We start from the raw sequence: 23,906 nt of genomic DNA on the forward strand, positions 1-23,906 counted from the left end.
CGCAAACCGCCGGCGCTAGGCCGGCGGTTTGAAACGCAACAATACAGAACTCGATTACATAAGCTGGAGGTGATGAACCGGGATTATGGCCAAACTCTGGCCACCACTGAGGCCTTACATCGCGCCAGCTTCATCCTCGAAACCATCGTCGCCGCCTTCGGAACCACCATTCTCGAGGAATTTCTCCGCGATCAGCCCGGCATTCTGCCGCAGTGCCAGTTCGATCTCGCGCGCCGTATCGGGATTGTCGCGCAGGAACAATTTGGCGTTCTCACGGCCCTGGCCGAGACGCTGCGAATTGTAGGAAAACCAGGCGCCCGACTTCTCGACCACGCCCGCCTTGACGCCGAGGTCGACCAGCTCGCCGGTCTTGGACACGCCCTCGCCATACATGATGTCGAACTCGACCACCTTGAAGGGCGGCGCCAGCTTGTTCTTGACCACCTTGACGCGGGTCTGATTGCCGACGACCTCGTCGCGGTCCTTGACCGAGCCGATGCGGCGAATGTCGAGGCGCACCGAAGCATAGAATTTCAGCGCGTTGCCGCCGGTCGTGGTCTCGGGCGAACCGAACATGACGCCGATCTTCATGCGGATCTGGTTGATGAAGATGACCATGGTGTTGGAGCGCGAGATCGAGGCGGTCAGCTTGCGCAGCGCCTGGCTCATCAGCCGGGCCTGCAGGCCGGGCAGCGAATCGCCCATCTCGCCCTCGATTTCGGCCCGCGGCGTCAGCGCCGCGACCGAATCGACCACCAGCACGTCAATGGCGCCGGAACGCACCAGCGTGTCGCAGATCTCCAGCGCCTGCTCGCCGGTATCAGGCTGCGAGATCAGGAGGTTTTCGAGATCGACGCCGAGCTTGCGGGCATAGACCGGGTCAAGCGCATGCTCGGCATCGACGAAGGCGCAGATGCCGCCCTTCTTCTGGGCTTCGGCCACCGTGTGCAGCGCCAGCGTCGTCTTGCCCGAGCTTTCCGGCCCATAGATCTCGACGATGCGGCCGCGCGGCAGACCGCCGACGCCAAGCGCGATGTCGAGACCGAGCGAGCCGGTCGGCACCGTTTCGATCTCGACGACCTGCTCGTTTGCGCCGAGCCGCATGATCGAGCCCTTGCCGAAAGCACGCTCGATTTGCGACAGCGCCGCATCCAGAGCCTTTGATTTGTCCACTGCCTTGTCCTCTACAAGCCGCAAAGAATTCTGAGCCATGATACATCACCCCTTGGTCGTCAATGAAGGCCGGACAATCCGTAATCCTTCTTAATTTGTACCTTATTTGTTCTTGTTTGGCAAGAGGCATCAAATAGCTGAAAAACAAACGATATCCGTATTTGTTCTTTTTTTGTTTCGCATTTTTCGGCTCGGATGTATCCCGCACCCTCTGCGGGATCGTGCTGCCATCTTCCGAATCGCGCCGTAGGTTGCCGGGTTGCGCCGGACAACCTAGTCTCCACCCGAGCAATCAGCAAAGGTCATCTCGCCGGCATGATGAAGTCGCCGACAATCCTGGCCGTAGGCGGCGCCTATGTAGACCGACGAGGCCAGGTCCCGGGCGCCTTCGTGCCGGCGGCGTCAAATCCCGGCACGATGCGCGAGGATGTCGGCGGCGCCGTCTTCAATGCCTTGCGCAGCGCCGTGCGCCGCGGCATTTCAGGCTCGCTGCTTTCGGTGCGCGGCGGCGATGTTCTGGCCGACACGGTTTCGCGCGCCATCCATGCCGCCGGCATTGCCGATCTGTCCGCGGTGTTCCTCGATCGCGCGACGCCGAGCAACACGATGCTGGTCGACGGCGACGGCGCGCTGATCATCGGCCTTGCCGACATGGCGCTTTATGACCTGGCGCTTGCCAAGCAGATCCGCCGCGCCAAGGTGCGCGAGGCGATCGGCACTGCCGATGCGGTCCTGTGCGACGCAAACCTGCCGTCGACGGCGTTGGAGCGGCTGGTAGCGCTTGCCGCCGGCAAGCCGGTCTTCGCCCTCGCCGTCTCACCTGATAAGGCGGGGCGGCTCGCGCCGATGCTCGGCAGTCTGGCGATGGTCTTCATGAACCTGCGCGAGGCCGTCGCACTCGCCGATGTCGATACCGGCGCCGCGGCGCAAGATATCGTCGACGGCCTGAGGCGTGCGGGCCTCAGAGGCGGCGTGGTGACGGCAGATGACGGCCCGGTGCTGGGTTTCGACGAAGCCGGCGCCTTTTCGATCCTGCCGCCAGGAAAGATCGCGGACGGCGCCGCCGACGCGCTGGCGGGTGCAACGGTGGCTGCCCTGCTCAACGGCCTGATACTGCGCGCAGCACTGCGCGAAGGCGTTGCCGCGGCGATGCTTGCCATCGAGGGTACGGGGCTTGCGCCGGCTTTCACGGCTGCGAGTTTTGCCGACGCGCTGACGCTTGTGCCCAAGGCGCGGGAAATTGCCAGCGGGGAGGCAACCTATTTGCCGGCCCGCAGCCCTGCCTCATAGGCCCGGCGCGCCCAGACCGCCATCTCGTCCGGATCATCGAAAGCACTGTCGGGAATGCTCCAATACGGCATCGAGACCAGCTTGCCATGCCTCGAGCCGGTATAAGCCCATTGCCGGCAGCCGGCCGCTTCGAATCCCGGCGCACTTTCCGCGTCGGCTTTCAGCAACATCTCGCCGCGCAGCACGATCGCAACGATGACGCCGTCGAAATAAATGCCCTTGCCGCCGAACAGTTTTCGTATGCTGACCGGGCCAAGCCCTTCGAAAAGCTCGGCGATGCGTTCATTGTCCATGCGTCGATCATGTCACCCGGATTTCCCCTTGTCATCGCCGCAACCGGCACCATCCTGACAAGTTGAAACCAATTTCGTCGGAGTTTTGTCATGCCGCTTCTGCTCAAAGGATCCTGCCGGTGCAATGCCGTCCGCTTCGAGGTGGAAAGCCACACGCCGGTGCCGTTCATGCTGTGCTACTGCTCGATCTGCCGCAAGCAGCAGGGCGGCGGTGGCTTTGCCATCAATCTCGGCGCCGATTTCGACACGCTGAAAATCAAGGGCAAGCGCAATCTTGGCGTCTATCAAGCCGAAATCGAGGACGATGAGCATCCGCAATGCGAGATCTCGTCAGGCGAGCGGAATTTCTGCCGGAAATGCGGATCGGCGCTGTGGCTCTACGATCCGACCTGGCCGGAGCTGGTACATCCCTTCGCCTCGGCGATCGACAGCGACCTGCCGAAACCGCCGGAGAAGGTGCACCTCATGCTGAAATACAAGGCGAACTGGGTCGAGCCCGAGATCGGCGAGAGCGACAAGGTTTTCGATGTCTATCCGGAAGAATCGATCGCCGGATGGCACAAACGAACGGAGATGTGGGTGGATTAGCATTTCTTCGCCCCGGAGAAGATGCCGGCAGGCAGATGAGGAGCGGCGCTAACTTGGAGAGGCTGGCGCTGCCCCTCATCCGGCCCTTCGGGCCACCTTCTCCCCGTAAACGGGGTGAAGGAAAGCTCAAGCCGAAGCGCGCGCCTCGGCCAAGGCCTTGAGGTCGGCCGGCTTCAATTCGACCGATTCGCCGCAGCCGCAGGCCGAGCTCTGGTTCGGGTTGCGGAAGGTGAAGCCGGTGCGCAGCGTCGTCTGCTCGAAATCCATCTCGGTGCCGAACAGGAAAAGCGCTGCCTCGGGCGCGACATAGACATGGGCGCCATCGCGCTCGATATGATCGTCCTTGGTGTTGGGTTCGGTCACCAGATCGACCGTATATTCCATGCCGGCGCAGCCGCCCTTCTTGATGCCAAGGCGAATGCCATGCGCATTCTCGCGGGTTGCAACGATCTCGCGAACCCGGTCAGCGGCCTTTTCGGTCATCGTGATGACGGCGAAGCGTCCCATCTTTTCTTTCTCCATTGCATGCAGGTTCAAGGCCTGCCGAATGATTCCTCACCTAAAATGGTGAAATTTTCTGCCTGGCGCAAGTACACCCATCAATACCAGCCCACCGCCACCTGCGCCTCTTCCGACATGCGATCGGGCGACCAGGGCGGATCGAAAGTCATGTTGACCTCGACGCCGGACACGCCTTCAACGGCGCCGACGGCGTTTTCGACCCAGCCCGGCATTTCGCCGGCCACCGGGCAGCCGGGCGCGGTCAGCGTCATGTCGATCTTGACCGAGCGGTCGTCCTCGATGTCGATCTTGTAGATCAGGCCGAGCTCGTAGATGTCGGCCGGGATTTCCGGATCATAAACCGTCTTCAACGCCGAGACGATGTCGTCGGTCAGCCGCGCCAATTCGTCGGCGGGAATGGACGAGGCGGAAACCAGCTCATTGGTTGCCGTTTCCGAAGTGGTCTCAGCGGCGCGGCCTGCATCATCCATGATCGTCACCCGAAAAACTTTCGCGCTTTTTCGAGCGCATCTGCCAAAGCGTCGACTTCGGCCCTGGTATTATACATGCCGAACGATGCCCTGCATGTGGAGGTTACGCCGAAGCGTTTCAACAGCGGCTGGGCGCAATGCGTGCCGGCGCGGACGGCAACGCCCTGCCGATCGATCACCATCGACACGTCGTGGGCATGAATGCCCTGCAACTCGAAGGAGATGATGGCGCCCTTATCCGGCGCGTCGCCGAAGATGCGCAGCGAATTGATGGCCCGCAGCCGCTGATGGGCATAATCCTTCAAATCGGCCTCGTGGGCGGCGATGCGCTCGCGGCCGATCTTTTCCATGTATTCCAGCGCAGCGCCGAGCCCGATCGCCTGGACGATCGGCGGCGTGCCGGCCTCGAAGCGGTGCGGCGGATCGTTGTAGGTGACGATGTCTTCAGTCACCTCCTCGATCATCTCGCCGCCGCCCATGAACGGGCGCATGCGCTCCAGCATATCCTTCTTGCCATAGAGCACGCCGATGCCCGAGGGACCGTAGACCTTGTGGCCGGTGAAGACGAAGAAATCGCAGTCGAGATCCTGGACGTCGATCGGCATATGCACGGCGCTCTGGCTGCCGTCGACCAGCACCGGAATGCCGCGCGCATGCGCGATACGGACGATCTCCTTGATCGGCGTCACCGTGCCCAGCGCATTCGACATGTGCGTGATGGCGACGAGCTTGGTGCGATCAGTTAGCCGCTTCTCGAACTCCTCGATGTGGAAGACGCCGAGATCGTCGACCGGCACCCAGACCAGCCTGGCGCCCTGGCGCTCGCGGATGAAATGCCACGGCACGATGTTGGAATGGTGCTCCATGATCGAAAGGACGATTTCGTCGCCCTCGCCGATGTTGGGCATGCCATAGCCGTAGGCGACCGTGTTGATCGCTGCGGTGGTGTTCGAGGTGAAGACGATGTTGTCGGTGCTCGGCGCGTTGAGAAATCTCTGTACTATCTTCCGCGCGTTCTCATAGGCATCGGTCGCGGCATTCGACAGGAAATGCAGGCCGCGATGGACGTTGGCGTATTCCTGGGAATAAGCGTGCTGGATGGTGTCGAGCACGACCTGCGGCTTCTGCGCCGAGGCGCCATTGTCGAGATAGACCAGCGGTTTGCCATAGACTTCCCGCGACAGGATCGGGAAATCGCGGCGGATCGCCTCGACGTCGTAGGGAATGTTTTCGACTTTTTGGTCCATCACAAGCTCTCTCGAAGCACCGCCTCATTCCGTCCAGCACCCCTCATCCGACCGAGCTTCGCTCGGCCACCTTCTCCCACAAGGGGAGAAGGTCAGGCGCTCACCCGTGCGCCACGAACCAGCCGTCGAGCCTCGTTTCCAGCGCCTCGACGATCGTTTCGTCGTCCAGATCCTCGATCACCTCGGCGACGAACGCCTTCACCAACAAGCCACGGGCCGACTTCTCGTCGATGCCGCGTGCCATCAGGTAGAATAGGTGGTTGTGGTCGATCTCGGTGACAGTGGCGCCATGGCCGCAGACGACGTCGTCTGCGAAGATTTCGAGCTCAGGCTTGGTCGAGAACTCGCCATCGTCCGACAGGAGCAGCGTGTTGCAGGCCATCTTGGCGTTGGTCTTCTGCGCATATTGGTGGACGTTGATGCGGCCCTGGAAGACGCCGCGCGCCTTGCCGGTGACCACATTGCGGATCACTTCCGTCGAAGTCGTATGCGGCACCGCATGGTCGAGGACCATGGTGACGTCGGTATGGGTGTCGCCAGCCAGCAGATTGATGCCGCGCAGCGTGAAATCGGCGCCTTCGCCTGTCGTCTTGACGACGACCTCCTGTCGCACCAGTTTGCCGCCGGCATTCATCACGAACAGCGTCAGCTTCGCACCCTTGCCGAGATGCGCCTTGAACTGGGCAAGATGCGTCGCCGTATCCGGCTGCTCCTGCACGATCAGCCACGTCACCTCGGCGCCCTCGCCGAGCAGAAGCTGGCTGACCGAGCTGACCAGTGCGGCGCCCTCACCCGTCTGGCGCTCGACGATGACGGCCTTGGCGCCGGCACCGACGCGCACAGTCAGGCGCACATGCGTCTGGCCGCCGGATTGCAGGTTCTGCAGTTCGATCGGCTTGTCCAGTTCGGTGCCGTCGGCGATATCGACAAAATAGCCGTCGGCGACAAACGCGGTGTTCAGCGCGCCGATCGCGTCATCGGCGCCATAGGTATCGAGCCCGGGCGCGATGCTGCCGTCAGTCAGTTTTTCCGACAGGCGCTGCACGGTAACGCCTTCGACCGCGGAAACCTTCGCACTCGACACGCCATTCAGCACCGGCAGAATGGCGGAGCCCTCAACGATCGGCGCAATGGCTTTCGGGGCGGCTGCGGGATCGAAGTCCGGAACCGAAGTCAGCAGGCGGCGCAGGTCGGTATAGTGCCAGGATTCGATGCGCCGCGTCGGCAGGCCGCCCTTGATCGCCTCGATGGCGTCATCGCGCTTCAGCATCACCGCGCCGTCGCCGGGCAGCAGCGACAGCCGGTCGCTGAAGGCGTCGATCAGCGCCGTTTCGGCCGGAGTTCGCTGGGGTTGAGTATGCATATTCATCAGTATCGCCTTGTTTGGCTTGCCTTCTTGGCCTTCTGGCATCTCACGCGGCTTGGCCGATCACGCCGGCATAGCCGTTGGCCTCGAGATCAAGCGCCAGCGACTTGTCGCCCGACTTGATCACCTGGCCCCTGTAGAGCACGTGCACGCTATCAGGCACGATATGTTGGAGCAGGCGCTGGTAGTGGGTGATGACGACGATGGCGCGGTCCGGCGAGCGCAGCGCGTTGACGCCGTCCGAGACGATCTTGAGCGCATCGATATCGAGGCCGGAATCGGTCTCGTCGAGCACGCAGAGCTTCGGTTCCAGCAGCTTCATCTGCAGGATCTCGGCGCGCTTCTTCTCGCCGCCGGAGAAGCCGACATTGAGCGGTCGCTTCAGCATCGCCATGTCCATGTTGAGCGAGGCCGCCGCCTCCTTCACCCGCTTCAGGAATTCCGGGATCTTCAGCGGCTCCTCGCCGCGCGCCTTGCGCTGCTCGTTCATCGCCACTTTCAGGAATTCCATCGTCGCCACGCCCGGTATCTCCATCGGATATTGGAACGCGAGGAAAATGCCCGCCGTGGCACGCTCGGCCGGGTCCATTTCGAGGATCGACTGGCCGTTATAGAGGATGTCGCCTTCGGTGACCTCATAGTCCTCGCGCCCGGCGAGGATGTAGGACAGCGTCGACTTTCCCGAGCCATTGGGGCCCATGATGGCGGCGACCTCGCCGGCTTTCACGGTCAGGTTCAGGCCGCGGATGATCTCGGTGCCGCCATCGACGATGCGTGCATGGAGGTTTTTGATCTCAAGCATTTGTCTTTTTCCTGAAAATTTTTGTCCGGTCAGCCGACCGAGCCCTCGAGGCTGATGCCGATAAGCTTCTGCGCCTCGACCGCGAACTCCATCGGCAGTTGCTGGATGACGTCCTTGACGAAGCCGTTGACGATCAGCGCGATCGCCTCTTCTTCCGGAATGCCGCGCTGCATGACGTAGAATTTCTGGTCCTCGGAGATCTTCGAGGTGGTGGCCTCGTGTTCGAACTGCGCCGTGGCGTTCTTGGCTTCCATGTAAGGCACGGTGTGCGCGCCGCACTGGTCGCCGATCAGCAACGAGTCGCAGTTGGTGAAGTTGCGGGCGTTGGTCGCCTTGCGATGCGCCGAGACCTGGCCGCGATAAGTGTTCTGCGAGAAGCCGGCGGCAATGCCCTTGGAGATGATGCGGCTCGACGTGTTCTTGCCGAGATGGATCATCTTGGTGCCGCTATCGACCTGCTGATAGCCGTTCGACACGGCGATCGAATAGAACTCGCCGCTGGAATCGTCGCCGCGCAGGATGCAGCTCGGATATTTCCAGGTGATGGCCGAACCGGTCTCGACCTGCGTCCACGAAATCTTCGAACGATGGCCACGGCAATCGCCGCGCTTGGTGACGAAATTGTAGATGCCGCCCTTGCCCTCGGCGTCGCCGGGGTACCAGTTCTGCACCGTCGAGTATTTGATCTCGGCATCGTCGAGCGCGATCAGTTCGACAACGGCGGCGTGAAGCTGGTTCTCGTCGCGCTGCGGCGCCGTGCAGCCTTCGAGATAGGAGACGTAAGCCCCCTCCTCGGCGATGATCAGCGTGCGCTCGAACTGGCCGGTATTCTTCTCGTTCATGCGGAAATAGGTCGACAGTTCCATCGGGCAGCGCACGCCCTTGGGCACGAAGACGAAGGAACCGTCGGTGAACACAGCGGAGTTCAGCGTGGCGTAGAAATTGTCGGAGGTCGGCACGACCGAACCGAGATATTTCTGCACCAGTTCCGGATGCTCGCGGATGGCTTCCGAGATCGAGCAGAAGATGACTCCAGCCTGCGCCAGCTCCTTTTTGAAGGTGGTGACGACGGACACGGAATCGAACACGGCATCGACCGCAACGCGGCCGGACTTATAGACATTGTCGCTGGGTTCCTCGAGTTCCGACGCATCGGTCTTCTGCACGCCGGCGAGGATTTCCTGTTCCCTCAGCGGGATACCGAGCTTTTCATAGACCCTCAACAGTTCGGGATCGACGTCGCTCAGCGATGTCGGTCCCGGCGTGCTCTTGGGCGCCGCGTAATAGTAGAGGTCCTGGAAATCGATCTTCGGATAATGGACGCGTGCCCACTTCGGCTCGTCCAGCGTCACCCAGCGCCGATAGGCCTCCAGACGCCATTCCAGCATCCAGGACGGCTCGTCCTTCTTCGCGGAGATGAAGCGGATAATGTCTTCGCTCAAGCCCTTGGGGGCCTTGTCCATCGCGATTTCGGTCTGGAATCCGTATTTATACTGGTCGACGTCGATCTTTCGGACCCGATCGATCGTGTCCTGCACAGCAGGCATATGCGTTCTCCATCCACGCCGGGGTCAAGGCCCGGCAGTTTTCAAACTATGGCACCGCGAAACGAGTACCCGTGGGCAATCAAGGCGGCGTAAGTTCCATATAGTGCGTTCCTGCCGGAAATTCACCCGGCCACCATGAAACGCACGGCTCTACCAGGCCGAAAGGCCTGCATCATTCTGCCGCACCCAGGCAGCTTCTTCCCTGCCTGCGCGGCGCGAGGCGATACCTGTCAGCGCGGCACGGAACAGTTCGATGTCCTCGGCGCCCGTTGCGTGGCCGATGGACACACGCAAAGCGCCAAGGCTGTCGCTGTGCCCCATGGCTTTCAGCACATGGCTCGGGCCGACCTTGCCAGACGAACAGGCCGATCCGGCCGACAGCGCGACGCCGGCCAGGTCGAAGGCGATCTGCGCCGTCTCGGCCTTGACGCCCGCAATAGCGAAGAATGTCGTATTGGCAAGCCTCGGCGCGCCGGTTCCGAAGATTTCCGCATCCGGGACCAGCGTTTTCACGATGGCCTCGATCTCGTCGCGGCGGCGACCAACCGCGTCGATGCTCTTCAATCCGGTCACGGCTTCCCGCGCCGCCGCGCCAAAACCGGCAATGCCTGCCAGGTTCTCGGTGCCGCCGCGATGGCCCTTTTCCTGGCCGCCGCCATTAATCAAAGGCTTCGGCATCATCAGGTCCGCGGCGGCAACGATGGCGCCGACGCCCTTGGGGCCGCCGATCTTGTGCGAGGACAGAATCAAATAATCCGCATAACCCGCCGACATGTCGATCGGAATGCGGCCCGCCGCCTGCACGGCGTCGACGACCAGGATGCCGCCCGCCGCCTTGACGATCTCGGCGACGCGGTCGATGGGCTGGATGACGCCGGTCTCGTTATTGGCGGCATGGATCGCCATCAGCGGCAGACCGTCCGCCTTGTCGTGACCGCCAAGTGCCGCCGTCAACGCGTCGAGCCTGACGACGCCGTCGGCGTCGACGCCGATGCGCGTCACCAGGGCTGCCGGAAACCGCCCGCCATTCAGCACACAAGGATGATCGGCTTCGCAGACATAGACCCTGCCCATACGGACAGTGCCGCGGCCCATCTGCCAATCCGGCGCCAGCAGCGTCGAGGCGGCTTCAGTCGCACCGGAGGTGAACACGACATGCTCGGCCCTGGCGTTGACCAGTGCTGCCACATCGCGCCTTGCATTCTCGATCAGCCGCCGTGCGGCGCGACCTTCGGCATGGACCGACGACGGGTTGGCGGCGGCATCGAGCGCGGCAACCATTGCCGCGCGCGCCGCGGCCCGCAGCGGCGCGCTGGGATTTTAGTCGAGATAGGCGCGTCTTCCGGCCATTTTCGTTTCGATCGGTCCCTTCAATAGCCATTCCACTGGGATAGCGCGTTATTTCCTTGAAATTGCAAGGCAAGCCGTCCTATTTACGCGACTTGCGGCGCGGGTGGCCGAGCCACGATTTTTTCGGCCATCCAGTTTTGAACAATTCTAAACTAGCTTCTAGAAAGACGCTCGCCCTGCGTCAAGGCCATAGGAAGAGTTGTTCCAGGCGCCGCGCATTCATATGCCATGTGGAGTATTTTATGCCTGAGGTCATTTTCACCGGTCCGGCCGGTCGCCTGGAGGGTCGCTATCAGCCTTCCAAGGAAAAGAGCGCGCCGATTGCCATCATCCTGCATCCGCACCCCCAGTTCGGCGGCACGATGAACAACAAGATCGTCTACGACCTCTTCTACATGTTCCAGAAGCGGGATTTCACTACGCTTCGCTTCAATTTCCGCGGCATTGGCCGCAGCCAAGGCGAATTCGACCACGGCACCGGCGAATTGTCGGATGCGGCCGCAGCGCTCGACTGGGTGCAGTCGCTGCATCCGGACTCCAAGAGCTGCTGGGTCGCCGGCTATTCCTTCGGTTCGTGGATTGGCATGCAGCTTCTGATGCGCCGGCCGGAGATCGAAGGCTTTATCTCGATCGCGCCGCAGCCCAACACCTATGATTTCTCGTTCCTGGCGCCCTGCCCGTCGTCCGGCCTCATCATCCATGGCGATGCGGACAAGGTCGCGCCGCCGAAGGACGTGCAGGGGCTGGTCGACAAATTACACACGCAAAAGGGCATCACCATCACCCAGAAGACCTTGCCCGGCGCCAACCATTTCTTCTCCAACGATGCGGACCTCCTGCTCCAAGAATGCGCGGACTATCTCGACCGCCGTCTGGCTGGTGAATTGTCCGACCCGCGGCCGAAACGGCTGAGATAGTCCGGAAACAGCGATGTACCAGCCCCCTCATTTCCAGGAAACGCGGCAGGACGTGCTGCACGGGCTGATCCGGGCCCATCCGCTTGGCCTGCTGATTTCAAATGGAGCCGAGGGGCCGGTCGCCAACGCGATCCCGTTCCTGCTCGACGCCCCCTCCCTGCTCGATGCCGATGTGCCGCCGAACGGCAGATTGCGCGCCCATCTGGCGCGAGCCAATCCGCAGTGGCGGCTGCTGGCCGACAGCCCGTCATCGCCGGTGCTGGTCGTCTTCCAGGGCACCGACGCCTATGTGACACCGTCCTGGTACGAGACCAAGCGCGAGACCGGCAAAGTCGTGCCGACCTGGAACTACGCCATCGTCCAGGTGCGCGGCATCGTCAAGGTGATCGAGGACCAGGACTGGCTGGCCCAGCAGATTGCCGATTTGACGGCGTCACAGGAAGGTGCTCGCGAAGCACCGTGGGCAGTCACCGACGCGCCAGCCACCTTCATCCAGTCGCAGATCAAGGGCATCGTCGGGCTGGAACTCGAGATCACGGACATGCAAGGCAAGTGGAAGGTCAGCCAGAACCGGCCGATTGCCGACCGTAGCGGTGTCGCCGAGGGGCTTGAGAGCGAGAGCCCGAGTTCGCCCGACATGGTCCGGCTGGTACGATCCTACGGCGGACTCGACGGAGCGTAATCTTCGCCGCCGGCAGGTCGCTCAATCGACCTTCGTCATCGCTGCCTTGCGCTCATTGGCGATCAGCCAAAGATTGCGGATGTAGATGAACAGGCCCATGCCCTGGCCGGCGATGAACACCGGATCCTGCCGCTGGATGGCATAGATCAGTAGCAGACTGCCGCCGAACAGCGAAAAGAACCAGAAAGCGATCGGCACCACGCTGCGCTTGGCTTTTTCCGATGCGATCCACTGCACGAGGAAGCGCATCGAAAAAAAGAACTGAGCGACGAAGCCGAGCAGAATCCACGTATCGAATTGCCTGACGAAAACCTCGTGAAGCCAGGTCACCAATTCCTGAAGCACGTTAACCATGCCTGATTTCCTCTGTTTTTGGCATTCTCCGGCGCCTGCGGCGCAGCCACCAGACACCGGCGAGATCGAGCACTCCCTGCAGGCCGCGATCGAAGATCCCGTAATTCGACTTGCCGTGCCGGCGAGAGCGGTCGACGACGTCGCAATGCACGACCCGATACCCCTCCTGGATGACGAGAGCCGGGACAAAGCGGTGCGTGCCGTCGAAGAACGGCAATTTCCTGAGGATATCGGTATGGATCGCCTTCAGGCCGCAGCCCGTGTCGCGGGTCTCGTCATGGAGGATGGCCTTTCTCAGCCAATTGGCAAAACGGGACGCCAGTTGTTTGATCTTGCTGTCACGGCGCTTCAGGCGCTCTCCTTGCGCAACACCGAAATCGGGACCGGCCTGCCGCAGGGCGTCGACCAGCACCGGAATGTATTTCGGATCGTTTTGGCCGTCGCCGTCGATCGTGGCGACTATATCGCCGCGGGCCGCCCATGCGCCCGAACGCACCGAGAGAGACTGGCCGGCGGATTTCTCATGCCTGAGGTGGCGGAGCGGAAACGGGCGAAGTGCCGCCTGGGCGGCAAGCACCGAAGCGGTCTCGTCCGTCGAACCATCATTGACGACGATCACCTCGAAATCGCGTCCGGCCATCGCCGCCCCGATCTCGTCGAGCAGAAGCGGCAGGTTCGCCGCCTCGTTCCGGCAAGGGATGACGATGGATATCTCCGGCATGTCGCGTCGGGCTCTGTCACAGGATATGGCATTCGATTCGATGCCGTGCGGTGCCGTTCCAGCGGACTGGGTGCTGCAAGAACCCGCTGGCGCGGCGCCTCATTACGCCAGCCCAAACGATGAAGCAAGCATCTGCACGCCATCCGTGCGGGCCGCAGAACCGGATTCCCCTTTTGCTGAGCGCGCTTGGATGCTAAACGCCCGCGTTCACGCATACCACGCCCGATCCGCTTCGGTCGGGCGCTTTCGGGAAAGTAAAGATGTCCGCCTTCAAATCCGATTTCCTGCGCATAATGAGCGAGCGCGGTTTCATCCATCAGATTTCGGATGATACCGGCCTCGACCAGCTTTTCGCCAAGGAAACGGTGACCGCCTATGTCGGCTACGACGCCACGGCGACCAGCCTGCATATCGGCAATCTGATTTCGGCCACCATGCTCTACTGGCTGCAGGAGACCGGCCACCGGCCGATCGCGCTGATGGGTGGCGGCACCTCGATGATCGGAGACCCCTCCTTCCGCGACGACCAGCGCCAGCTTTTGACGCCCGAGGCAATCGCCGCCAACATCGAGGGCATCAAGCGCATTTTCGGCCGCATTCTGCGTTTCGGCGACGGGCCGAACGACGCGATCATGGTCAACAATGCGGACTGGCTGATGAAGCTCAACTATGTCGAATTCCTGCGCGACGTCGGCCGGCATTTTTCGGTCAACCGCATGCTGACCTTCGACAGCGTCAAATTGAGGCTCGAGCGCGAACAATCGCTGTCGTTCCTCGAATTCAATTACATGATCCTACAGGGTTACGATTTCGTCGAGCTCAGCCGTCGCTATGGCTGCCGCCTGCAGATGGGAGGATCCGACCAGTGGGGCAACATCATCAACGGCGTCGATCTTGGGCACCGGATGGGCACGCCACAACTCTACGCACTGACCACGCCGCTGCTGACGACCTCGTCAGGCGCCAAGATGGGCAAATCAGCCAAGGGCGCGGTCTGGCTGAACGGGGATCTCTACTCGCCCTATGATTTCTGGCAGTACTGGCGCAACACCGAGGACGCCGACGTTGCGCGCTTTCTGAAGATTTTCACCCGCCTGCCGCTGTCCGAAATCGCACGGCTCGCCGCCCTTGGCGGCTCGGAGATCAACGAAGCCAAGAAAGTCTTGGCCACCGAAACGACAGCCATCGTGCACGGCCGCGAGGCAGCAGAGCAAGCCGAGGAGACCGCACGCAAGACGTTCGAAGAAGGCGCGCTGGCCGAAACGCTGCCGACCGTCGAGGTGGGCAAGGCCGATCTGGAAAGCGGCGTCGGAATATTGTCGCTGTTAGTCACTGCCGGGCTTGCCGCGTCCAACGGCGAGGCGCGGCGGCATATCCAGGGCGGCGCCGTGCGCCTGAACGACCAGCCTGTATCCGACGATCGCCGGTTGGTGACACTTCAGGATCTCGGCCCGGAAGAGGTCGTAAAACTTTCGCTCGGTAAGAAAAAACACGTTCTGGTGCGGCCGGTCTGAGCGGTCGGCCGCCTCACCGATACTCGAAGATCGACCTGAAAATTCCAGGCGCGATCACCGACAGCGGATTGACGTCGAGTTTCGGCTTGTTGGCATCGCCCCTGAGCCGGTAGGTCACGCCGATCAGCCCGCGGTCGCGGCCGTTGCCGAGCAGCGCGCCGAAGAGCGGCAGTTCGCCGAAGATGCGATTGAGGCCGTAGACCGGCATGAACGTGCCGGTCATGTCCATGTTGTTGTTCCGGTCGTAGAGCGTGCCCTGGAAGGTGGTGCCGATGCGTGGACCGCGCAGTACGCCATTGGCCAGCTTGAGATAACCGTCGCCCTTCTCGATCTCGGAAAAGCCGCGCTCGAATTTCACTCTCGACGTGTCGATATTGGCTTTTACAGCGTCGTTGAGGCTGCGGCTGTCGCCAGCCGGCGTCGTCGACACGAGCGAGGCGAGCTTCGGCTCGTTGACCACGAAGAAGTCGCTTGAGTCGACCTGGCCTTTCATCGGCCCGTCGCTTGCCCCGGCAAGCGCCAGTGTGATCGAACCGCCCTCCATATGCTCGTAAATGTTGAGGAACCGCAGGATGGCGCCGGCATCGGCCGACGTCATGTTAAGGTTGCGCCTGCCGGCGCCGGTCGTATTGCTGATCCTTATGGCAGCACCCGAACTTGCTGTGGCACTCACCTTGAGACCGTTCACCCTGGAACCGGCGGCGCTGTAGTCGAGCTTCAGGTTCGACAGTGTCTCGTTGTGGAAGCCGATCAGGGAATTGACATCGGCGCTGACGGAAATCGCGTCGGAACCCGTGGCCTTGGTGGCGGTGTCGACATCGGACGTGAATTGCTTGATCAGCGAACGCGCATCCAGCTTGTTGCCGCTGATGTCGATTGCATAGCCCTTGCCCGATCGCTTCACCGATACGGCAACGTCGTCCCCCCGGTTCAACGTGACCTTGCTGAACCGCGCCGAGGACAGGGCGCCGTTGACCAGCACCACGCCGCCGTCGATCGAAAAAGTTTTTCCATTCAGGCCGAAATCGGACAGCGTCGTGGTGTCGGCGGACCTGGTCATGGCAAATGTAACATTGGCTGGGACGCCGGGTCCCTTGCTCCAGCCTGCCCAGGGAATGTTCAGCCTGGCATTGGTCAGGTCCGCCGAAACAGTCTGGTTGCTGCCACCGCTCTTGTCGATTGCAACCTTGATGGTTCCCGAAAGCAGCGCCGACAGGCCAGGCATGGCGGTTGCCCGCATCTTGTCGTCGAGCACCAGCGCCACTTTCCGGCTGCGTGGCGGCCCGGCATTGTTGAGCGGCTCGATCAGATCGAGCTCGGCTGGAATGCCGTTCAGCAGCGCCTTGGCTGATATCACGGCCCGATTGGGCTCGACGGTGATCGAACCGTCGGCGTCCGTCACCGCCTGGCCTTCGAACGGCTTGGCCAGCGACAGGTCTTTGTAATCGAGCGCCACCAGCCAATCGAGTTTCGAAGTGTCGACGCCGGACTGCAGCGGAATGTCCGCTCTCACGTGGCCGGTCACGGTGCCGGACAGGTCGTCCGGCAGCAGGCCAACATGGCGCATGGCGTTGATCGGCTCGTAGGAGGCGAGCTCGGCGATTGCGGACGCCTCGCCGGCGACGTCGATGTCGAGCGCGCCGATCACCGGCGGGCGGTTTGCAGCCTTGACCGTCATCGTGCCGTTGCTCGCCGCCACCGTGCGGCCGCTCACCATATAGACGTTACCCGAGGAGAGCCTGACGTCGACGTCGTTGCCGTGGAATTCGACAACGCCGACGGCATCGCGTATCGGCGGAATGTGACCGGCCGTATCGAAGCGCGCTCCTTCGATCTGGAAACGGCCGAATACCTCGTCGTCGGATAGCGGAATGCCGTTGCCCAGGCGCCCCGGCACGACCTGGAACTGCAGGCTGGCGTCGACGACGTGGCCGCCGAACAGGTTCTTCAGCACCCAAAGGCGAGCATTTCGCGCGGAAAACCAAGGCCACAACTGCTTGACATGCGAGACCGGCATGTCGTGGAGGTTGAAGGCGACAGATATGCCCGGCACCTTTCCCTCGACGAACTCTACCGACGCCGTGCCCAGCGCCTCGCTGGCTCCCCCGGATCTGATCCCGATCTGCTCGGCCACGAGCTTATGGCTCCTGGTCTGATAGACGCCGGCGACGCGGGCGATGAAATCGAGCGCAGGTTCGGACGATTCCAAAGGCGCCAGTGTCGAGTGATCGCTGGTCAGATCGTAGCGGTAGGATGGCTCCTCGCCCGCCGTTCCAGTCGCCGGCTTCGGCCCGATCGAACCGGCGAAATCGAATGTCGAGCGACCGGTCCTGACCTGCAGCCGATCCACCTGGACCTTGTTGGCGCCGGCGACGAGCGTCGCATCGAGATCGACGTCGGCTGGAAGTATCCCGGCACGCTGACCGAAATCGAGCACGGAACCGGCGAGCGACAAGGAGGCAGTCAGCCGCGACGGGGTCTCGCCGGATCCCTCCGATCCAGCCAGCTTCAAGGCAATGGCGCCGATTTTTCCGCCTGGCGTCGCGGCAGCCTTGTCGGCCTCCGCTATCTCGATGCTGGCGTCCAACCCCGTCACGCGCCGGGTTGCGGTATTGCGGGTGGCTGAGGCAGCGATGGTAAGCGCCCTGCCGTCGACATCCGCGTCCGATGAAAACTCCATGCCGCCCGGCCCGGACTGCGCAACTGACGCGTCGGTGATCCTGACCAGCTTGACCGAGCCGGTCTCGGGCAGAACGAGGTCGACATTGCTGAGGTCGATCTGGCGCATCGAATCCTCCCGCACCGCATCGAGCGCGTGGTTGACGTTGGCAAAGACCGCATCGGACAGTTTTTCCGGGTCGATGAGGCCATCGTCATTGCGCAGCGCCGCCGTCCAGTCGCCGCCCGACGGCATCGCCGCCATCATTATGCGCGCATCGGAAATCCTGGCGCTGGTGAGCCGCACCTCGCCCGAAAAAAGCGGTATCAGCCTTATGCCGAAACGGACCCGCCCGGCATCGGCCATCGGTTTGCCGTCGGCGGTCTTGAGGCTGACGTCGCTGACCTGCAGCGCGATGAAGCTCGATCCGTCGAGCGTGAGACGGGCCGGCCCGACCGTAACGTCAACGTCCACGCCGGCCAATTTCTCGATGGCCGTTTCGGCTTCGGCCCGTAGCCGCTCGGCGCCGAAACCGGACATGCCGATCGCATACACAGCGACGGCGGCCAGCAGCACAAGGGCCACAAGGCCGGCAAATAGCCGCGCAAGAATACGAACGCCGCGGCCGATCGGCGCCTGGCCGAGCGGCGGTATGCGGCACGCGGACGGGAAGGTCCCCAGGTCGGTGATCTCATCACGCCTGAATCTGATCTTCTCGTGCTGCGGCTGCTCCTGATCCACACAATTTTCCGTTGAACGAACTCGACCGGTGGACGAATCCCAGTTTGACATTATATCGATGCGGCTTGGCGCGTAACCACAAACAAGGGCATCGATATGGCTGATCTTGACGTCGGCGAGCTTGCGCCGCAATTCGAACTTCCTCGAGACGGCGGCGGATCACTCAGCCTCGCGGCATTGCTGGGAAAACCGGTCGTACTTTACTTCTATCCGCAGGACGACACCACAGGCTGCACCAATGAGGCGATCGGCTTTTCGCAGTTGAAGCCGGAGTTCGAAAAGCTCGGCGCCGCGGTCATCGGGCTGTCGCCGGACAGCGCCCGAAAGCACGACAAATTCAAATCAAAATACGGCCTCGCCGTCGATCTTGTCGCCGACGAGGACCGCAAGGTGATCGAAGCCTATCATCTGTGGGTCGAGAAGAAGCTTTATGGCCGCCGTTATATGGGCGTCGAGCGTGCGACCTTCCTGATCGGCAGCGACGGGCGGATTGCTAGGATCTGGCGAAATGTTCGGGTCAAAGGCCATGCCGAAGGGGTGCTGGAGGCGGTGCGCGCGCTTTGACGGTGAGCCGATGGCGACCTTGAAAGCCCCAGATGAAGCATGAGCCGCCAAAATTCGACGCAACCAACGGTAAGGGAGTTGCGCTGAAGCAACCGACCGTTAACCTTAATGATGTGTAATCAGGCTTGTCGTTGGTGTCGTAACGAAAGCTTGGTCCCGTGAACGTAGCCAGTCAGTCAACGGTCTTTGGCAGGCGCAAGGAGCCCCACACGGTCATTATCGCCCGGGGCAACGAGATAAGGCATTTCACCATACGGCCATGGGTTGCCGCATTTTTCGGCTCCGCGCTGGCGGCGATGGCCATCGGCTATCTGCTGGCGACCTCCTATCTGGTGCTGCGCGACGATCTGATCGGCGCGACCACGGCACGGCAGGCGCGCATGCAGCAGGCCTATGAGGACCGCATCTCCGCGCTCCGAGCCCAGGTCGACCGGATCACCAGCCGCCAGCTTCTCGACCAGCAGCTCATGGAAACCAAGGTTGGCGAACTGCTGGAACGGCAGACCCAGCTCAGCCTGCGCCATGGCCGCCTCGGCCCGATCCTCGAACGCACCGGGAATGACGTTGGAACACCACCTGCCGCCTCCGCAAACCCGGATAAACGTGCCGACGTGACCGACGCCCAGCCGCAGGTCCATTCGGTTGCCAGCGTCGGCGCTAGTCTTGGCGCCGGAGACACCAGGCCGTTCTCCTTGTGGTCGACCCGCTCCGATCCGCTGCCGAGCGACACGGCGGCCGATCGTGCTGACAGACTGTTCGTGTCGATCAACGAGTCGCTCAAGGCCATAGAGAGCCAGCAACTCACCCGCATCACCACGCTCGCCGACAACGCCTACAGAAACGCCGATGCGATTTCCCAGGCGCTCGAGTCGGCTGGCCTGCCGGTCGACAACGATTTCGGCAAGAGCGATGCCGGCGGCCCGCTGATACCGCTCGACAGTTCGATGGTGTTCGACAGCAAGGTCAAGGAGCTCGACGAGGCGCTGGACGCGCTCGACCGTCTGAAGACGGAGGCGCGACGGCTGCCGCTCGCCAATCCCGCCCCCGGCCGTTCGGTCACCAGCCCGTTCGGCGTGCGCACCGACCCGCTCCTCGGCACCGCCGCGCTGCATTCGGGGATGGATTTCAGGGCGCCGACCGGAATGCCCGCCAAGGTCACGGCGCCCGGCGTCGTCGTCAAGGCGGGCTGGAACGGTGGTTATGGCCGCATGGTCGAGGTCGACCATGGCAATGGATTTGCGACCCGCTATGGGCATCTCAGCAAAATCAGCGTGACGGTCGGTAAGAAGCTCAACGCCGGCGACGTCATCGGCAAGACCGGTAGCAGCGGCCGCTCGACCGGCCCGCACCTGCATTACGAGATCCGCCACAATGGCGAAGCGATCGACCCCCTGCGCTTCCTGAGGGTCGGCAAGAAAGTCGCGCAGTATCTCTAATCGATTGCCGATCTGGCGATCCACGCTCAGCCAGGCGGCATTCTTGCCAATAAGTTGCATGGAACATACGCCACTCTCGAAGGTTGTTGATGATAGACCAATCGACAATGGAGGGCTGGAATGGCTGAAGTACTCAGGACCGATCACATCTATCAGCGGGCATATGTCCTGGCCGAGAGCGGAGCACATAACTGTTCGGCTGAAATCGTCGCCATGCTGGTCGCCGAGGGCTACCCGGAGGCGGCCGAAATGCTGAATACCGACAACATCCGCGCCGATCTCAGCCGTGTTTGCGAAGTCGCCACGGGAGAGCCCTCCCCTTAAGCCGCGTTTCACCACCAATGCTGCAAGCGATTGATCCTGCGTTGGGATGATGAGCAATGACGGCCGACATCATGCACAATAGTCATTTTATTTTTGAATTCCATTTGACTGAATAAATCTTTGGTGCGAACCTCATACCTCCTAGAGGCGCGCAAGACATGGCACTGCGGGGGACCAATCAGGAATTCGGGCGGCCTTACAACAGGCGCATCGTGCTCGAATCCATCCGCCTTCACGGCCCCATCGCCCGCGGCGACATTGCCAGGCGGGTCGGCCTCACCGTGCAAACTGTATCGACCATCGTTCGCGAGTTGGAAGAACATGGCTACGTTCTGTCCATGCGCGAAGAGCCGCGCGGGCGCGGCCTGCCTCCGGCGACCCTGCGGATCAACCCGGAGGGCGGTTATGCCGTCGGCATCCACGTCACTCCCCTCGGCATCAATGCGGCGCTGATCAATCTGAGCGGAGACGTGATCGAGAGCACCTATCGCGAGGCCCCCAGCGCAACGCCCGACCTCGCCTTCGAGCTGATCGGCGCGATGGTGCTCGAATTGACCGGACTGCGGCCTGGAGGTCGCGTTCTCGGCATCGGCATGGCGCTGCCCGGCCCGTTCGGTGTGGAGTCGATGAGCTTTATCGGCCCGACGACGATGACCGGCTGGAAGGACGTGGCGCTTCGGGAACGGCTGGAGGCCTCGACCGGGCTGCCCGCGTTTTTCGAGACCGACATGGCGGCCGCGGCAGTGGGGGAGCGCCTGTACGGCCTCGGCGCAGGATATTCCGAATACTACTATCTCTATTTCGGTGTCGGTCTTGGCGGCGTCATGGTGCATGATGGAAGCGCGTTGCGCGGCGCCTGGGGAAATGCCGGCGAAATCGGTCATATTCCTGTCGTGCCGGCTGGCGAGCCCTGTCCCTGCGGCAATCGCGGCTGTCTGGAAAGATACCTCTCGCTCGAGGCGCTGCGGCGCCGAAACGTCAGCGACGCCGATTGGGTTGATGAAGTCGGGCCGATCTTCCGCAACGCCATCACCATCATCGAGAACCTGTTCGATCCCGAAACCATCATCCTCGGCGGACTGGCGTCCACCGATTTGCTCGAACGGCTGGCCGGCTCGGTCGCAAATCCCCCCAACTCGGTCTCGGCGCGCGGAGACCGCACGACGCCCCGCGTCACCGTCGCACGCGGCGGCCAGCATGCGGTGTTGCGCGGGGCCGCAGCGCTTGCCGTCTCAGGGGTGCTTTCGCCGCGCTTCGGCCAGATATTCACCGCCGAGCGTGAACGCGGGCGAGATATCCTGCAAAGCAAGGGGATCGCGGCATGAGCGGAGCTCAGCCTGGCATGAGCGAACCCCTGCTGGTGCTTGACAACGTCGCCAAAAATTACGGCGCGATCGAAGCGCTCAAGGGCATCAGCTTCTCGATCGGCAAGGGCGAGGTGGTGGCGCTTCTGGGCGACAACGGCGCCGGCAAATCCACGCTGGTCAAGATCATCGCCGGCGGGCTGGAGCCGACCTCCGGTCGCATGCTGTTCGAGGGAAAGGAATTCCTGGCCAAGTCTCCCGCCGAGGCAAAAGCGGCGGGGATCGAGACCGTCTACCAGGATCTGTCGCTTTGCACCAATGTCGACGTGGTCGCCAATTTCTTCATGGGCCGCGAGATCACCAGGAAATTTCTCGGCGTTCCCTTGCTCGACGAACCCGCCATGGAGCAAGTGGTCAAGAAGGCGCTGGCCAGCGCCGGCACGCGCATCCCTTCGCTCAGAACCAATGTCGAGCACCTTTCTGGCGGCCAGCGGCAGGCCATTGAGCTCAACCGTTTCGTGCATTTTGGCGGCAAGCTCGTGCTTCTCGACGAGCCGTTCGCAGCACTTGGCGTCGAGCAGACGCGGCGCGGCCTCGACATGATCCGCCAGGTGGCGAGCCAAGGTATCGGCGTCGTCATCATCACACATATCATGCAGCAGGCCTTCCAGGTCGCCGACCGGATCGTGGTGATCCGGCAAGGCGTCGTGGCGGGCGATGTCGCACGCAATAAAACAAGTCCCGATGCGGTGATCAACATGATCACCGGTGAGACGCTTGCCGGTGCCGGACCGGCGAGTTGAGGGACAAATGAGGGGTCCGGCGCAAAAGGAGCGAACGACATGAAGAAAATACTTCTTGCTGTCTTCGGTATCCTGGCACTGGCCTTTGCCACGCTCACGCCGGCATTCGCTCAGTCCAAGGGCACCGTCTACTATATGGTGCCGACGCTACTCGATGAATTTCAGACCGGCTCGGTGAGCGCTCTGGAATTGTTCCTGAAGCAGGTCGGCTACGAGATGAAGACGCTGAACGCCGACAACAAGACCGACGCTCAGCAATCGCAGATGAACGACGTTATCGCCCTCAAGCCGTCGGCGATCATTCTCGCCGCCGTCGATTTCAATGCGCTGAAGCCGTCCATCGAAGCCGCCCGCGCCGCCGGTATCCCGGTGGTCGAATTCGACCGCCAGATCACCTCGACACCGTCCGACTTCACATCGGTGGCGGGAACCGTCGAGATCGGCTACGTCGCCGCCGATCAAACCGAGAAACTCTTGAAGGCGAAGAACGGATCGGTGAAAGGCAAGATCCTTCAGGTACTCGGCGATCCCGGCGATCCCTACACGCTCGACATCCAGAAGGGTTTCGAGGAGAAAATGAAGGCGTTCCCGGACGTCAAGATCATCTCGGTTCCAGCCATGCAATGGGAGGCCAGCAATGCCGGCACGATCGTTGCCGACCAGATGCTTGCCAACCCGGATATCGACCTGATCTTCAGCCATGCCGCGCATCTCTCTGTCGCTGCCGTCGCCTCGCTCGAGGCCGCCGGCAAGAAACCCGGCGACGTTATGCTGATGAGCTCGAACGGTGCTCCGGTCGGCCTCGACCTGATCCGCAAGGGTTGGCTCAATGTCGAAGTCGAGCAGCCGCTCTACGCTCAGGCCGCCGCCGTCGCCATGTTCATGGACAAGGTCGTCAACAAGCAGGAGATCAAGCCGGGAGAGTACGAAGTGCTCGGCCTGAAGTCGACCGTGACCAAGGAAGCCTGGGGGCCGAACATCAAGATCCCCGGTGCTGCGATTACCAAGGAAAATGTCGATAACCCGGCCTTCTGGGGCAATATGAAGCCGCCCTCGGACACCGTGAAGCCGGTCGAATAGCAAGGTCGCCCAGGGCTTCGGGCCACGCTGGCCCGAAGCCCTGCCTCTGCAGCTCGGCGCGTCCGAACAGACGCGCAGGGAACGCTGCAGCAACTTCAATCCGCGCATAATCGCTTCCGAGAATCCAAATGATTTTCGGGGCATGCGCCAGCCGGATCA

23 protein-coding genes are annotated in these 23,906 nt (G+C 62.1%); 11 read left to right on the forward strand and 12 right to left on the reverse strand.

From position 1 onward, the window contains the following. Positions 1-114 precede the first annotated feature (114 nt). A complete protein-coding gene (recA, locus tag NKH73_RS19385; RefSeq protein ID WP_008875470.1) occupies positions 115-1,212 on the reverse strand; it encodes a recombinase RecA in 1,098 nt (365 codons plus the stop codon). Between the two features lie 276 nt (positions 1,213-1,488). Between recA and NKH73_RS19390 the strand changes: the two genes are divergently transcribed. After that, positions 1,489-2,463, forward strand: a complete 975-nt coding sequence (locus NKH73_RS19390) for a PfkB family carbohydrate kinase (RefSeq protein WP_352934878.1) — start codon at positions 1,489-1,491, stop codon at positions 2,461-2,463. On the opposite strand, the gene NKH73_RS19395 is transcribed toward NKH73_RS19390, so the two are convergent. After that, positions 2,433-2,756 carry a TfoX/Sxy family protein gene (locus NKH73_RS19395; protein ID WP_352934880.1) on the reverse strand — a complete coding sequence of 108 codons (324 nt, stop codon included), beginning with the start codon at positions 2,754-2,756 and terminating at the stop codon, positions 2,433-2,435. The two genes, NKH73_RS19390 and NKH73_RS19395, sit on opposite strands and share 31 nt — an antisense overlap. 90 nt (positions 2,757-2,846) lie before the next feature. Here NKH73_RS19395 and NKH73_RS19400 point away from each other — a divergent pair, with 90 nt between their 5' ends. Next, complete coding sequence (locus NKH73_RS19400) at positions 2,847-3,344, forward strand: GFA family protein (protein ID WP_352934883.1); 498 nt, start codon at positions 2,847-2,849, stop codon at positions 3,342-3,344. 126 nt (positions 3,345-3,470) lie between these two features. Here the strand turns inward: NKH73_RS19400 and sufA are convergent, their stop codons facing one another. The 7 genes from sufA to NKH73_RS19435 form a co-directional block, all read right to left on the reverse strand. Continuing rightward, positions 3,471-3,851 (reverse strand): Fe-S cluster assembly scaffold SufA, encoded by a 381-nt coding sequence (gene sufA, locus NKH73_RS19405; RefSeq protein ID WP_006206001.1) that lies wholly within the window; start codon positions 3,849-3,851, stop codon positions 3,471-3,473. Positions 3,852-3,943: 92 nt separating this feature from the next. After that, the gene (locus NKH73_RS19410) at positions 3,944-4,336 is read right to left on the reverse strand and encodes an SUF system Fe-S cluster assembly protein (RefSeq protein ID WP_352934886.1); all 393 of its coding nucleotides are present in this window, start codon (positions 4,334-4,336) and stop codon (positions 3,944-3,946) included. A gap of 5 nt (positions 4,337-4,341) precedes the next feature. Continuing rightward, a complete protein-coding gene (locus NKH73_RS19415; RefSeq protein WP_352934889.1) occupies positions 4,342-5,583 on the reverse strand; it encodes a cysteine desulfurase in 1,242 nt (413 codons plus the stop codon). A 100-nt stretch (positions 5,584-5,683) separates the two neighbouring features. After that, positions 5,684-6,952, reverse strand: coding sequence for a Fe-S cluster assembly protein SufD (gene sufD / locus NKH73_RS19420; protein WP_352934892.1), 1,269 nt, complete (start codon positions 6,950-6,952; stop codon positions 5,684-5,686). 43 nt (positions 6,953-6,995) lie between these two features. Further along, positions 6,996-7,751 (reverse strand): Fe-S cluster assembly ATPase SufC, encoded by a 756-nt coding sequence (sufC, locus tag NKH73_RS19425; RefSeq protein WP_352934895.1) that lies wholly within the window; start codon positions 7,749-7,751, stop codon positions 6,996-6,998. A gap of 29 nt (positions 7,752-7,780) precedes the next feature. Then, positions 7,781-9,298 carry a Fe-S cluster assembly protein SufB gene (gene sufB, locus NKH73_RS19430; protein ID WP_352934898.1) on the reverse strand — a complete coding sequence of 506 codons (1,518 nt, stop codon included), beginning with the start codon at positions 9,296-9,298 and terminating at the stop codon, positions 7,781-7,783. Between the two features lie 150 nt (positions 9,299-9,448). Further along, the gene (locus NKH73_RS19435; protein WP_352935125.1) at positions 9,449-10,603 is read right to left on the reverse strand and encodes a cysteine desulfurase family protein; all 1,155 of its coding nucleotides are present in this window, start codon (positions 10,601-10,603) and stop codon (positions 9,449-9,451) included. Between the two features lie 287 nt (positions 10,604-10,890). Here NKH73_RS19435 and NKH73_RS19440 point away from each other — a divergent pair, with 287 nt between their 5' ends. Beyond that, positions 10,891-11,565: an alpha/beta hydrolase gene (locus NKH73_RS19440; RefSeq protein WP_027154148.1), complete on the forward strand. Its 675-nt coding sequence runs from the start codon at positions 10,891-10,893 to the stop codon at positions 11,563-11,565. Between the two features lie 13 nt (positions 11,566-11,578). Beyond that, positions 11,579-12,247 carry an FMN-binding negative transcriptional regulator gene (locus tag NKH73_RS19445; RefSeq protein WP_352934902.1) on the forward strand — a complete coding sequence of 223 codons (669 nt, stop codon included), beginning with the start codon at positions 11,579-11,581 and terminating at the stop codon, positions 12,245-12,247. 21 nt (positions 12,248-12,268) lie between these two features. Here NKH73_RS19445 and NKH73_RS19450 read toward each other — a convergent pair whose 3' ends face one another. Both NKH73_RS19450 and NKH73_RS19455 read right to left on the reverse strand, forming a co-directional pair. Next, on the reverse strand, positions 12,269-12,601 hold the full coding sequence (locus NKH73_RS19450) for a lipid-A-disaccharide synthase N-terminal domain-containing protein (RefSeq protein WP_352934905.1): 333 nt from the start codon (positions 12,599-12,601) through the stop codon (positions 12,269-12,271). After that, positions 12,594-13,322 carry a glycosyltransferase family 2 protein gene (locus NKH73_RS19455; protein WP_352934908.1) on the reverse strand — a complete coding sequence of 243 codons (729 nt, stop codon included), beginning with the start codon at positions 13,320-13,322 and terminating at the stop codon, positions 12,594-12,596. Before NKH73_RS19455 ends, NKH73_RS19450 begins: the two co-directional genes overlap by 8 nt. Before the next feature lie 260 nt (positions 13,323-13,582). Here NKH73_RS19455 and tyrS point away from each other — a divergent pair, with 260 nt between their 5' ends. Continuing rightward, positions 13,583-14,836: a tyrosine--tRNA ligase gene (tyrS, locus tag NKH73_RS19460; RefSeq protein WP_352934911.1), complete on the forward strand. Its 1,254-nt coding sequence runs from the start codon at positions 13,583-13,585 to the stop codon at positions 14,834-14,836. A gap of 13 nt (positions 14,837-14,849) precedes the next feature. Here the strand turns inward: tyrS and NKH73_RS19465 are convergent, their stop codons facing one another. Then, positions 14,850-18,236 carry a YhdP family protein gene (locus NKH73_RS19465; RefSeq protein WP_352934914.1) on the reverse strand — a complete coding sequence of 1,129 codons (3,387 nt, stop codon included), beginning with the start codon at positions 18,234-18,236 and terminating at the stop codon, positions 14,850-14,852. A gap of 96 nt (positions 18,237-18,332) precedes the next feature. On the opposite strand from NKH73_RS19465, the gene NKH73_RS19470 reads away from it, so the two are divergent. The 6 genes from NKH73_RS19470 (at position 18,333) to NKH73_RS19495 (ending at position 23,747) form a co-directional block, all read left to right on the forward strand. Further along, positions 18,333-18,800, forward strand: a complete 468-nt coding sequence (locus NKH73_RS19470) for a peroxiredoxin (protein WP_352934917.1) — start codon at positions 18,333-18,335, stop codon at positions 18,798-18,800. 158 nt (positions 18,801-18,958) lie between these two features. Further along, positions 18,959-20,236, forward strand: a complete 1,278-nt coding sequence (locus tag NKH73_RS19475; protein ID WP_352934920.1) for a M23 family metallopeptidase — start codon at positions 18,959-18,961, stop codon at positions 20,234-20,236. Between the two features lie 120 nt (positions 20,237-20,356). Beyond that, on the forward strand, positions 20,357-20,560 hold the full coding sequence (locus NKH73_RS19480) for a hypothetical protein (protein ID WP_352934923.1): 204 nt from the start codon (positions 20,357-20,359) through the stop codon (positions 20,558-20,560). A gap of 158 nt (positions 20,561-20,718) precedes the next feature. Next, positions 20,719-21,885, forward strand: a complete 1,167-nt coding sequence (locus NKH73_RS19485; protein WP_352934926.1) for an ROK family transcriptional regulator — start codon at positions 20,719-20,721, stop codon at positions 21,883-21,885. 17 nt (positions 21,886-21,902) lie between these two features. Further along, a complete protein-coding gene (locus NKH73_RS19490) occupies positions 21,903-22,667 on the forward strand; it encodes an ATP-binding cassette domain-containing protein (protein ID WP_352934929.1) in 765 nt (254 codons plus the stop codon). A 39-nt stretch (positions 22,668-22,706) separates the two neighbouring features. Next, complete coding sequence (locus NKH73_RS19495) at positions 22,707-23,747, forward strand: sugar ABC transporter substrate-binding protein (RefSeq protein ID WP_352934932.1); 1,041 nt, start codon at positions 22,707-22,709, stop codon at positions 23,745-23,747. The last annotated feature ends 159 nt before the right edge of the window (positions 23,748-23,906 follow it).

Origin of the sequence: Mesorhizobium sp. M0938 (genome assembly GCF_040319125.1) — a bacterium.
Taxonomy (GTDB): Bacteria; Pseudomonadota; Alphaproteobacteria; order Rhizobiales; family Rhizobiaceae; genus Mesorhizobium; species Mesorhizobium robiniae.